11 protein-coding genes and 1 pseudogene are annotated in these 12337 nt (G+C 52.7%); 6 read left to right on the top strand and 6 right to left on the bottom strand.

Features of this window, described 5'->3' with window-relative positions; translation table 11 throughout:
- Positions 1-194: 194 nt before the first annotated feature.
- The 4 genes and pseudogenes from ACG1BZ_RS01685 to ACG1BZ_RS01670 form a co-directional block, all read right to left on the bottom strand.
- Positions 195-320, bottom strand: a pseudogene (locus ACG1BZ_RS01685) (aspartate 1-decarboxylase); the annotation flags it as partial.
- Between the two features lie 13 nt (positions 321-333).
- Positions 334-450, bottom strand: coding sequence for a hypothetical protein (locus ACG1BZ_RS01680; RefSeq protein ID WP_413665831.1), 117 nt, complete (start codon positions 448-450; stop codon positions 334-336).
- A gap of 270 nt (positions 451-720) precedes the next feature.
- The gene (locus ACG1BZ_RS01675; RefSeq protein ID WP_413664146.1) at positions 721-2529 is read right to left on the bottom strand and encodes an Ig-like domain-containing protein; all 1809 of its coding nucleotides are present in this window, start codon (positions 2527-2529) and stop codon (positions 721-723) included.
- 265 nt (positions 2530-2794) lie between these two features.
- Positions 2795-3289 (bottom strand): DUF523 domain-containing protein, encoded by a 495-nt coding sequence (locus tag ACG1BZ_RS01670; protein ID WP_413664145.1) that lies wholly within the window; start codon positions 3287-3289, stop codon positions 2795-2797.
- A 178-nt stretch (positions 3290-3467) separates the two neighbouring features.
- Here ACG1BZ_RS01670 and ACG1BZ_RS01665 point away from each other — a divergent pair, with 178 nt between their 5' ends.
- Positions 3468-4385, top strand: coding sequence for a polysaccharide deacetylase family protein (locus ACG1BZ_RS01665; protein WP_413664144.1), 918 nt, complete (start codon positions 3468-3470; stop codon positions 4383-4385).
- A gap of 44 nt (positions 4386-4429) precedes the next feature.
- Here ACG1BZ_RS01665 and panD read toward each other — a convergent pair whose 3' ends face one another.
- Positions 4430-4816 carry an aspartate 1-decarboxylase gene (panD, locus tag ACG1BZ_RS01660; protein WP_413664143.1) on the bottom strand — a complete coding sequence of 129 codons (387 nt, stop codon included), beginning with the start codon at positions 4814-4816 and terminating at the stop codon, positions 4430-4432.
- Between the two features lie 13 nt (positions 4817-4829).
- Positions 4830-5678, bottom strand: coding sequence for a pantoate--beta-alanine ligase (gene panC, locus ACG1BZ_RS01655; protein WP_413664142.1), 849 nt, complete (start codon positions 5676-5678; stop codon positions 4830-4832).
- A gap of 293 nt (positions 5679-5971) precedes the next feature.
- On the opposite strand from panC, the gene ACG1BZ_RS01650 reads away from it, so the two are divergent.
- From ACG1BZ_RS01650 to speB, 5 genes are all read left to right on the top strand, one after another.
- Positions 5972-6670, top strand: coding sequence for a DUF6515 family protein (locus tag ACG1BZ_RS01650; protein WP_413664141.1), 699 nt, complete (start codon positions 5972-5974; stop codon positions 6668-6670).
- 232 nt (positions 6671-6902) lie between these two features.
- Positions 6903-8825: a biosynthetic arginine decarboxylase gene (speA, locus tag ACG1BZ_RS01645; RefSeq protein ID WP_413664140.1), complete on the top strand. Its 1923-nt coding sequence runs from the start codon at positions 6903-6905 to the stop codon at positions 8823-8825.
- Positions 8826-8897: 72 nt separating this feature from the next.
- Positions 8898-10091 (top strand): saccharopine dehydrogenase family protein, encoded by a 1194-nt coding sequence (locus ACG1BZ_RS01640; protein ID WP_413664139.1) that lies wholly within the window; start codon positions 8898-8900, stop codon positions 10089-10091.
- A gap of 69 nt (positions 10092-10160) precedes the next feature.
- Positions 10161-11354 carry a carboxynorspermidine decarboxylase gene (gene nspC, locus ACG1BZ_RS01635; RefSeq protein WP_108731493.1) on the top strand — a complete coding sequence of 398 codons (1194 nt, stop codon included), beginning with the start codon at positions 10161-10163 and terminating at the stop codon, positions 11352-11354.
- A 63-nt stretch (positions 11355-11417) separates the two neighbouring features.
- On the top strand, positions 11418-12290 hold the full coding sequence (gene speB / locus ACG1BZ_RS01630) for an agmatinase (protein ID WP_413664138.1): 873 nt from the start codon (positions 11418-11420) through the stop codon (positions 12288-12290).
- Positions 12291-12337: the final 47 nt, after the last annotated feature.

Raw genomic sequence — 12337 nt, 5'->3', positions numbered from 1 at the left:
AATAGCTGACAGAGTATTCAGTCTTACCTGTTTATTGCCACAGCAGTCACTGCCAATCTGAAACCTTAAAATGACAAAACCTAACGGGCTGGTTGCTGCGTCACAAAAAAGAGAATTTTCAGGGACACTACGCTAATCGTACTGACATCGGTGTAGAAGCGCTCATCATTGCTCACATTGTAAATATTGATTTACTCGAATTCGCGCAGACCAGCCAGTTCTGCCAGGTCCTCATCAATTGCACAGGAAACGTCATACCAGAGTTCGGCCTGAGTCACTGCGGCCATGTGCAACTTGCTTTTCAACATTTCAATTTGAATAGTTGGATACCCCTCAGAGTTCCAGGGAAACATTGTCGATCAGGCGCGCTGCACTGGTGTACATAGCTCCCAGGATCGTGATTTCTTTATCGTCATCTGCCGCTGGCTGTAAATCCTTGCTGTAACAGATGGAGAAGTAGTCAACTCAGAAGCCACTCTTTTCAATTCGCTTGCGCGTCCCTTTCTCAAGGTCGGCGAAATTGGAGGGAACGGGGCGGACATGCACTGCGGTTTTAAATCCACTGCACTGTGGCGGGGGCGGGGGAGAAAGCAAACATCCAACAAGAACTGATGAAAAACTTAAAGGTATTGCGCTGGGGCCAGACCGCAACAATAGAAAACAAATCAACTTAAGTTTGCCTGTACCGGGTTACCAGCCCGGTACATTTAACAGAGAAAACTAGCGAGATTGGAAAATAAGAAAGCGGTTATTACCTGAGTCGTTGATAATCAACTTATCTTCATAAGCGGTAATTCCGTCGGGCCATTTCAGCGTAGCAGCACTTGACAACTCCCCCTCGTCAGCAACCCCATTTTGGTTGCTGTCGTTGAAGGCACTGCGATCAAAATCTCCCTGCCCCAAGACAACATCTGCTGGAGCGAAATTTTCCTGTGGCCACTGGTTCCAGATCAACACTCGGTTATTTTCGCCGTCCACCACAAAAAGCTGAATGCCGTTAGACCAGATACCCCGCTCTAACAAACTCAGGGTTTGTCGACTCGGGGGCTGACTTTCATCACTGACAAAATCTGCTTGCCCCAAAACTATATCCGCCGGAGCAAAGCTACTAGTAGGCATTGAGTTCCACAGAAGTACCCGGTTATTTTCCGAGTCGGTGATAGCTAACTTTTCTCCATCGCTCCACACATCTCCTGGCGTAGCCAATGTGCGAGCACTGGCCTGCATAACCGAGCCATCTTGCTCACGGTCGTTAGGGGTGCAGTTTTCCAGTGTGGATTGGCCCAGCAGCCAATCCGGTGCCGCATCTTCCATTGAGGGCAAGTCATCCCACACCACCATTCGAGCTTTAGACCACGAGGCCGCGAATACGCGTCCCTCCGCAATCATTGCACTGGAATATACGGAGCCGTTACCCTGGCAGCTGTCCTGCGGCAGTTTGGCACTAGGCAGTGCCCGACCATCTTCGGGAATAGTATCGTAAACAAAAATACTGTGGCCCCGAGTACCAAACAAGTAATTTATTAAAAGTTTTCCACTATCAAAACTTATGCTTGTGGGCCCGCCACCAAACTCTCCCCCGCTGCTATCGTCAAGACTATCTTTGTTAAGCGCCGCATTGGCCGGCGCTCCATTGCTTGTGGGGACCGAATTAAAAATTAACACCCGATTATTTGTATAATCGGGTACGAACAACTTCCCCTCATCAGTAACGGCAGCGGAACCCAGGGGCCCCTCGCCAAGATTTTTTGCATTGATGGCCGTCAAAGTACTGGAAAAATCATCCTGGCCTATCACGACCTGCGCACTGTCAAAATTCTCAAAGTACAATGGCACAGTAAAATTGTGCTGTTCAGCGGGGAGATCCAGGCCAGCGGGATCTTTGGCTTCAAGGTGCAGGCTGCGATCCTGCCCGGACAGCCAGCGGCTCTTGGGAGCTATCACCAAGGTGTCGTCATTAAAGCGCGACTGGGACCAGGTCAAAGTGTATTCATCATTCAGCAACAAACCGCTAATTTGCAGGCTGTCGCGATCCATCGACTCAGAAAACTGTACCGTGATTGCGCCATCCTTCTCCAAACGCTCCTGTGCTGGGGATACACTGACTACGGAAGGGGCAATTTCATCCACGGTATAGTGAGCATCAACCTCTGCCATCTGGTTGCCAGCCGCATCCTGCGCGGCAATTGTCAGGGAGAGTTCTAGTCCCTTTGCCCACTCCGCTATCGGGGTTAAGATCAGGGTGTCCTGATCGACTTGAGAGAGCTCTCCCATTTCCTGCATGGCGCCACTTAGGGACACATCCTCCAATGCCACCGCTTCGCTAAAATCCAGCAGTAGGGTGTCGGTTGCTGCAATAGAGGCCCCGCTGGCGGGAGTCAGTGTCAGGCTCGGCGGAGTGGTATCCACAGGCGCAGGATCTTCACCACCACCGCTGCCACCGCTGCAGCCATAAAACGCGGAACTGATCGCCAGTACCAATGCGGCTTTGATAAACTTGCTATCGGCTTTAAAAAACTTGCCTTCCACCACTGCCTCCTGCAGCCATTTAAATAGCCAACAGGGTATTCAGTCTTACCTGTTTATTGCCACAGCAGTCACTGCCAATCTGGACCCTAAAAATGACAAAACCTAACAGGCTGGGTGCTGCGTCACAAAAGGATAATTTTCAGGGACACTGCGCTAATCGTACCGACATCTGGCAGCCACCGGCTTCGCCGGTATTAATCAACCTACAGGGCCTAACTGTGACCAATGCCCTTTTTGCCGATCTAATTTTATTAATGCTAACAACTTAGTTAGCTCTGGATGCACTTATCAATTCTCTAAGTTGCCCAACAGTATGTTGACTAAAAACTATTATTCCCGCCCGTTGAAGAAGCGCAGATACAACACCAGAACCCATTATTTTTGTTCCTGAAAAACTGCCATCGTAAATATAGTTACTTCCGCAAGAGGGACTATTTTCCGTAAGCACTGCATACTGGATATTGTGTTTCCTGCATAATTCCAGAGCCAGTTTGGCCCCCAGCATAAATTGCTCAGTTAGATCTGTTCTATCACTACCTATAACCCCGGCAGTTCCATCTAACACCTCTGTTCCATTTGCGCCACAGATCTCAGCCGGCACCCTCGGAATAGGCAATCCCGCCGCCACTTCCGGACACAAGGAAACAATTTCCTGAGTATCCACAAGCCACTCAAAATCATCGCTACAAGCCTCAACACTACTACCGTCATAGCGCACGGCGCAGTTCAAAAGGCAGGAACTAACAAGTATTTTGGCCATATACATCTGAAGCTATAGTGGACACAATAGGAAGCCGAACTCTACCGCAACTGAGCCTAGGCTACTGGACAACGCAGGTTATCTGACCAGTAAATTAAGACAGAAAACCTGAATAGAAGGACAACTAAATCCTAGCCTGGCGAACAGCTCGTAATTAAACTCATTAGAGTAATAAACCATGCAGCGTTCAGTCATATTATTGATAATTTACTTATTGGCAATCCCAGTCGCTAACGCCAAACAACTGGCAATTACTTTCGATGATGCCCCCCGTAAAGCCGATGGTTATTTTGATGGACCAACTCGGGCCAAAACATTAATTGAAAACATAGAAGAATATAAAGTTGGCAAAGTAGCCTTCTTTTCCAATACTCAATCCTTCGATAAGGAAGGGGTGGAGCGGATGAACCGCTACGATAAGGCTGGGCATATTATTGGCAATCACACCCATAGCCATCCCAATTTTCTGGAAACAGGGCTATCCACTTATCAAGCGGATTTTTTGCAGGCCCACCAGCTGCTTCAACAGTTTGACAACTTTAAACCCTATTTTCGCTTTCCCTATCTGCGCGAGGGCGAAACTGTCGAAAAACGCGATGGTATCCGAGATCTACTACAGAAAAATAACTATCAAAACGCCTATATCACCTTAAATAACTACGACTGGTATATCGAAGAACTTTTCCAAACGGCAGTAAAAGATGGGAAAGCAGTTGATATGGAAAGACTCTCCAACTTTTATGTCGACGTTCTTATGGCGAGCATTAAGTACTACGACGATATGGCAATTAAATATCTCGGGCGCTCCCCAAAGCACGTCATACTGTTGCATGAAATGGATATTTCAGCCCTGTTTATTGGTGATCTGGCTGAACGACTGAGGAAGGAAGGCTGGGAGATAATTCCTTTAGAGGAGGCCTATCGGGACCCCATCGCCAAATACCAACTCGCCCAACCGATTAAATATAACCCTGGCAGAATCGGCGAAATCGCTTTAGCTAAGGGACAAAAGAAAAATCTCTGGCATTACACCCTGGACGAGTCCTACCTGGAAAAGAGGTTTAATCAGGAAGTGTTATTAATGTCTGGTCAATAAGCGGCGGGGATGCTACAGGGCACAACGCCCCGTAGCGAAAAGAATCAGGCTTCGGCTAGCTGAACCGGAATAGTATTAGTGCTGCGCTCTACCTTGTTGTTCTCATCCAGGTAGACCAGCTTGGGCTTGTGGTTATCGGCTTCGCCCTCTGTCATCTGCGCATAGGAAGCGATAATAATGCGGTCACCCACCTGCACTCTACGTGCAGCGGCGCCGTTCATGGAAATAATACCGGAACCGCGCTCGGCGAGGATCACATAAGTGTGGAAGCGCTCACCATTGCTCACATTGTAAATATCGATCTTCTCGAATTCGCGCAGGCCAGCCAGCTCTACCAGGTCCTCATCAATTGCACAGGAACCGTCATACCAGAGTTCGGCCTGAGTCACTGCGGCCATGTGCAACTTGCACTTCAACATTTCAATTTGCATAGTTGGATGCCCCTCAGAGTTTCAGGGAAACATTGTCGATCAGGCGCGCTGCACTGGTGTACATAGCTCCCAGGATCGTGATTTCTTTATCGTCATCTGCCGCTGGCTGTAAATCCTTGCTGTAACAGATGGAGAAGTAGTCAACTCGAAAGCCACTCTCTTCAATTCGCTTGCGCGCCTCTGTCTCGAGGTCGGCGAAATCCCGGCGTCCAGCCACAATTTCATCCTTAGCCCAGTTAAGTAACTGGTTGAGTACAGCAACCTTCGGTCGCTCTTCCGCAGTGATATAACCATTGCGAGAGCTCATTGCCAAGCCATCTTCCTCACGATGCACCGGCGCCGCCACAATTTCCACCGGCATACACAGGTCTTCCACCATACGGCGGATCACTGCTAACTGCTGGAAATCCTTAATCCCGAAAATAGCCTTATCCGGCTGCACAATGTTGAAAAGCTTCGAAACTACGGTGGTGACCCCTTCAAAGTGACCCGGTCGGCTGGCGCCGCACAGGACATCGGTCATCGCCGGACAAACCACGCGGGTCTGCTGGTCCATGCCGTTGGGGTAAATCTCACTCTCATCCGGATGGAACAGGAAGTCACAGTCCGCTTCCCGCAGGCTGGCCATATCCCGCTCCATAGTGCGCGGATACTTATCCCAATCCTCATTCAAACCGAATTGCAGTCGGTTGACGAAGATGGATACCACAACCAGATCGCAGTGTTGCTGGGCGATTTTGACCAGTTCTATATGGGCATCGTGCAGATTGCCCATGGTTGGCACAAAGCCGACGGTCTTGCCGTCTTTGCGGGCCTGGGCCAGCGCCTCGCGCAGACTTGCTACGTGGTGGAAGACTTGCATCTTGCTACCGCTCACTATGAATCAGCGCGGCATCATACTCGCTGAGACCAGGTGTCTCAACATAGCAAAATTGCCGCTCTCAATAAGATTTCGCCGCAGAATCCAGCCTGTGGCCCCGCCAGACAATCTCTGCCCATATCTGAACTATTAGTCACAATCTATGCCGTCGATTGCCGCCGAATTTTACCCCATTCAGTTCAGGAAGTGTTCAGACCCGCCAGGGCAAACTTCACGCCAAGATACACAAAAGACCTGATCTGAAAGAAAAGAGCCCCACGCTCGGGAGAGATGTTATGAAACACCTCACTACTGCCATCGCCACCCTAAGCCTGCTGCTGATCGCAGCACCCGCCCTGTCCGAGTCACATCGCGGGCACCAGCGCGCCATGGACGACCACCACAAATATGGAAGAGCCGAACGCGAGCAGCGCCACTTAAAGAAACAGCACGACAAGCATCACGACCGCCAGCAGGAAAAGAAACGCCGCAGACAAGAGCGCAAGAAAGAAGAGCGCAGACGTGAACGCAGAGAGGAGCGCCAGCACCGCCGCGAAGTTCGCCACGCCTATAAAGAGGGCTACAACAAAGGCTATAACAAAGGGCATAGAAAAGGCCACAAGCAGGGCCACCGCCACGAATATCGCGCGGCACACAGACCGGTTTACCGCCACGGTTATCGCGGCCACCGCCCCCACTACCGTCCCTCGCACTACGGTTATGGCTACCGCTGGCGCCACCTGCCGCGTAATTTCGTCAGTATCAGTATCGGAACAGCGGGCTTCTACTATAGCGATGGAATTTTTTATCGCCCGGCTTCTCACGGCTACGTAGTAGCCCAGGCCCCCCACGGCGCCATCGTGCACAGCCTGCCAGCATCAGCACTGACCGTGGTAGCCGGTGGACACAATTACTACGTGGCCTATGACACCTACTACCTGTGGGACCATAGCCACCGCGGCTACCGGGTTGTCCCCAAGCCGACCTATTACTGATTACCCAATCCCCCCCTCCCTGCGGCCCTCGGGCCGCCTTTTTTTACTCAAATTTGCGCAGATCAATCACCTTCTTAAGCCCCCTGTCGCAGAGTGCAAAAGAGCTGGCCATCCACTCGCTCCCCATTTACTTTTCAGTGCGCAAAAATTAGCGTTTTTTTATCTATAGTTATTGCTTTCCGGCCCTGCTGGGCCCAAGATTCGCGCCCGCCAATATCAACAGAAAGGCGCCATGAAAAAGCAACAAGTAAAAGACTGGACTTGCGAAGATTCGGCCGAGCTCTACGGCATCCGCAATTGGGGCGCCGGATATTTCGATTTGAACGAAAATGGTGAAGTTTCACTGCAAGTCGACGGCCCCAACGGGGTAACACACAGTGTTTCGCTGATGGACATTGCCCGAGGCGCCACCGAGCGCGGCCTGGGTATGCCCCTGCTATTGCGTATTGAGAATTTACTCGAAGCGCAGATCGCCCGGATTAACGAATCCTTTGCTCGCGCTATCGACGATTGCGGCTACGGCAATGTTTTTCGCGGCGTGTTCCCCATTAAGGTGAACCAGCAGTGTCAGGTCATTGAAGAAATTGCCAATGCCGGCCGCCGCTTTAACCACGGCCTGGAGGCGGGCAGTAAAGCAGAACTTATCGCTGCCCTGTCCATTCTGGATAACACCGAATCCCTGATCGTTTGCAACGGCTATAAGGACGAGGAATTTATTAACCTCGGACTGCAGGCCCAACGCCTGGGCGTACAGGTTTTCTTCGTCGTGGAAACGCCCTCGGAAGTGGAGACCATTATCCGCTGCGCCGAGCGCGAGCAGGTGCGCCCAAATATCGGCGCACGGGTAAAACTCGCCTCCAAGGTGGGCGGCTACTGGAATGCGACCAGTGGCGACCGCAGTATTTTCGGTCTGGGCAGTAACGACCTGATCGCCATGGTCGATCAACTGCGCAACCACGATATGCTCGACTGTCTCAAGTTGTTGCACTATCACCTGGGCTCGCAGGTACCGAATATCCGCGACATCCGCACCGGAGTTTTGGAAGCCTGCCGCTACTACGCCGATCTGGTGGAAGAAGGCGCACCCATGGGCTACCTGGATCTGGGCGGTGGCCTGGCGGTGGATTACGATGGCAGCAAGACCAATTACACCCACTCAAAGAATTACTCCCTGGACGAGTACTGTGTCGATGTAGTGGAAGCCATTATGGGCACCCTCGATAGCGAGGGAGTCGAACATCCGGTGATTATCACCGAATCCGGCCGCGCCACTGTAGCCTACTCCTCTGTACTGCTATTCGATATTCTCGACACTACCCGTTTCGAGCCGGTGGAACTGGAGCACACCAAGATCAGCGAAGGCGACCACCAGATGCTGCTCAACCTGCAGGACGCAGTGCGCAGTATCACCCCCAAAAACCTGCAAGAGAGTTACAACGACGCACTCTACTACCGCGATGAAGTGCGCTCTCTGTATCTGCACGGCCAGGTGAGCCTGCGCGAACGCGCCAATGCGGAAAACCTGTTCCTGCAGAGCGCCCAGGATATTCGCAAATTACTGGATGAGGCCGAAGAGATTCCCGCAGACCTGCAAGCCCTGCCGGAGGTACTGTCGGATATCTACTACGCCAATGTGAGCGTATTCCAATCGGTACCGGACATCTGGGCTATCGATCAGGTATTCCCACTGCTGCCGATCCACCGCCTGGACGAAGCGCCGACGCGCTCCGCCATCATCGCCGACATCACCTGTGACTGTGATGGTAAGATCGACCGCTTTATTGGCCGGGAAAAAGAGCAGAAAACCCTGCCTTTACACGAGCTAAAGGATGGCGAGGACTATATTCTCGGCACCTTCTTAATTGGCGCCTACCAGGAGACCCTGGGTGACCTGCACAACCTGTTTGGGGACACCAATGTTGTGAGTGTGCGCATCCAGGAAGACGGGAGCATAGACTTCAGCCACGAGATTCACGGTGACAGTATTTCTGACGTGTTAAGCTACGTGGAATACCAGCCCAAGGCGCTGTTTGAGCGCTTCCGCCGCCTGGCAGAACGCGCCGTCAAGCAGGGGTTGATTACCGCCGCCCAACGCAAACAGATTTTGCAAACCTATACCGCCAGCATGAGCGGTTACACCTACTTTGAAAAATAAATTTTAAAAATGAGGCGCCAACGCCTTTGAGAATATAGCGGTAACATTAGCCGCAGATTTAAGGAGATCTTTATGGCCAACGTACTGATCATCGGCGCCGGCGGTGTCGGCCAGGTGGTTGCGCACAAGTGCGCACAGGTTGCTGAGGTATTTGAAAATATCACCCTGGCAAGCCGCACCAAAAGCAAGTGCGACAAGATTGCCGCTATGCTGCCGCGCAAAATCGACACCGCTGAAGTAGATGCGGACAATGTGCCTGAACTGGTAAAGCTGATCGAAAAAGTGAAGCCGGACCTGGTCATCAATGTGGCCCTGCCCTACCAGGATCTGCACATTATGGATGCCTGCCTGGAAACCGGCGTGCACTACCTGGATACCGCCAATTACGAGCCGCCGGAAGAGGCCAAGTTCGAGTACAAGTGGCAGTGGGCCTACCAGGAGAAATTTGAGAAAGCCGGCCTAATGGCACTGCTGGGCAGCGGCTTCGATCCCGGCGTCACCAGCGTATTTACCGCCTACGCCAAGAAGCACCACTTCGATCGTATCCACACCCTGGATATCCTCGACTGTAATGCCGGCGACCACGGCCTGCCGTTCGCCACCAACTTCAACCCGGAAATTAATATCCGCGAGATCACCGCCAACGGTCGCTACTGGGAAGATGGCCAGTGGATTACCACCAAGCCGATGGAAGAGAAACGCGTGTTCAACTTCCCCGAAGGCATTGGCGATAAGGATATCTACCTGCTCTACCACGAAGAGCTGGAATCCCTGTCCAAGCACTTCCCGGAAATTGAGCGCGCGCGTTTCTGGATGACCTTTGGCGAGAGCTACCTGAAACACCTGGAAGTTCTGCAGAACGTCGGCATGACTGGCATTGAGCCGGTGGAATTCCAGGGCCAGGAAATTGTACCTATCCAGTTCCTTAAAGAGCTGCTGCCAGATCCCGCCAGCCTCGGTCCGCTGACCAAGGGCAAGACCTGCATCGGCAACATTATTCGGGGCACCAAAGACGGAGAAGAGAAAATCTACTACGTCTACAACACCTGCGACCACCAGGACTGCTACCAGGAAGTTCAGTCCCAGGCGATCTCCTACACCACCGGCGTACCGGCCATGATCGGTGCCAAGATGATGCTGGAAGGCAAGTGGATGAAGCCCGGCGTGTGGAATATGGAGCAGATGGATCCGGATCCCTTTATGGATGACCTGAACAAGTACGGCCTGCCCTGGCAGGAAACCTGGTTGGATAAGCCCTTCCAGTAAATCGCTTCTTTCCCGACCTAGCGGGGCGGACTCCAGTGCCCGCCCCGCCGCACCAGGATATAACGCACCATGGACCTCACTCCCCCCGTTGACTATTTCGGCAGCTTCGATCCCTACCGCGTTCCCTCTCCCTGTTTTGTGATCGATGAAATTGCCCTGCGCAATAATTTAGCATTGCTCGCCGATGTACAGGAACGCAGCGGTGCCAAGGTACTGGCAGCGCTCAAGGCCTTTTCCATGTTCAGCACCGGGCCCATCGTGGCTGAATATCTATCCGGGACCTGTGCCAGTGGCCTGCACGAAGCCAAACTGGGGTTCGAAGAGTACGGCGGTCGCGACAAAGGCAAGGAAGTTCATGTCTTCAGTGCCGCTTACAAGGATGAGGAACTGCGGGAAATACTGCAATTTGCCCACCATGTAATTTTCAATTCCTTCTCCCAGTGGAAGCGTTTTCGGGAGTTGTGCCTGGATATGCAACAGCAGCGGCCAGAGCTGCGTTTTGGCCTGCGTATCAACCCCGAGCACTCCGAGGGCCACACCGATCTCTACGACCCCTGCGCCCCTTGTTCGCGCCTGGGCATCGTGCGCTCGCTGTTTGAAGGAGAGTCCCTCGAAGGCATCAGTGGCCTGCACTTCCACACGTTATGTGAACAGGATTTCAAACCTCTGCAGCGCACAATCGCTGCCGTGGAGGAGAAGTTTGGCGATCTGATACCACAAATGGAATGGATTAATTTCGGCGGCGGCCACCATATTACTCGCCGGGATTACCAGGTGGATGAGCTGGTCGAAGCGGTGCGCAGCTTTTCCGACAAGCACAATGTACAGGTCTACCTGGAACCCGGTGAGGCCATCTCCCTGTTCGCCGGAGTCCTTGTGGCTGAGGTAGTGGATATCGCCTGGAATGGTGAAAACCAAGCCATCCTCGACGCCTCTGCCACCTGCCATATGCCCGATGTGCTGGAAATGCCCTACCGACCGGAAATTACCGGTGCCGCTCGCCCCGGTGACTTACCCCACACCTATCGCCTGGGCGGACAGAGTTGCCTGGCCGGCGACAGCATCGGCGAATACAGCTTCAGTCAACCACTGCGGATTGGCGAGCGACTGGTATTCGAGGAAATGGCCTACTACACCATGGTGAAAACCAATACTTTTAACGGTATCCCCCTACCGGCTATCGCCCTGTGGAATTCGGATACCGACGACCTGAAGATGATCAAAACTTTCGGCTACGAAGATTTTAAGGAACGCCTCTCCTAAACAGTGCCGATAGAGATAGATGCGGCAGGCAATGAGTTATTGCCTCCGCCAGAGGACCAGTAGATGTTGTCAGAAAACGAATACCCCATTTTTCTCGGCTCCGAAATCGAGCAGCCGAAGCCGGAAGACGCCCTCTTTCACATTATTCCCATCCCCTATGAGGAAACCGTCTCCTACGGTGGCGGCACCGGCAAGGGCCCGGCCTCCATCCTGGAGGCATCCTGGCAACTGGAAACTTTTGACAACTTCTCCAACCCCTGTGACCTGGGCATCTACACCCGCTCGCCGGTCTCGGTTTCCGGCCCTGCAGAACAGGTGATGGAGAATATCGCCGCCGCCACCAAAGAAGTGTTGGCGCTTGGCAAGATGCCGGTGGGTATCGGCGGTGAGCATTCGGTGACCTGGGGTATTATCAAAGGGCTACTGGACGCCGGTGAAACCGATTTTGGCGTGGTGCAGATCGATGCCCACGCTGACCTTCGCGATCGCTATGAGGGCCACAAACACAGCCACGCCAGCGTGATGCGTCTAGTGGTAGAGGCCGGTGTCCCCCTGTTCCAGCTGGGTATCCGCGCCTATTGCGAAGAGGAAGTGCAGGCCCGCAAGGACCACAACGTGGGCTACCTGGATGCCCACCAACTGGTGCCCAACAACGTGCAGGAATTCCAGTTACCGGAGAATTTCCCCAAGAAAGTCTTCTTTACATTGGATGTGGACGGTATGGACCCATCGGTCTTCCCTTCCACCGGCACCCCGGTACCCGGTGGTCTCGGCTGGTACCAGACCCTCAACTTATTCGAATCCGTTGCGCGACAAAGGGAGATTATCGGCTTCGATCTGCTGGAATTTGCACCGATCGAGGGCTTTCACGCCTATGATTTTGCCGCCGCACAGCTGATGTATAAGTTGATGGGAATCATCCAGCGCAACCGCTGACCACTGATCCAGCCTCCGGCACTTTGACAATTCTTAACCAATTAACC

Source organism: Microbulbifer sp. CNSA002, from assembly GCF_047324085.1.
Taxonomy (GTDB): domain Bacteria; phylum Pseudomonadota; class Gammaproteobacteria; order Pseudomonadales; family Cellvibrionaceae; genus Microbulbifer.
Note: the sequence above shows the minus strand (reverse complement) of the source record. Positions and strands in the feature narration are given on the sequence as shown.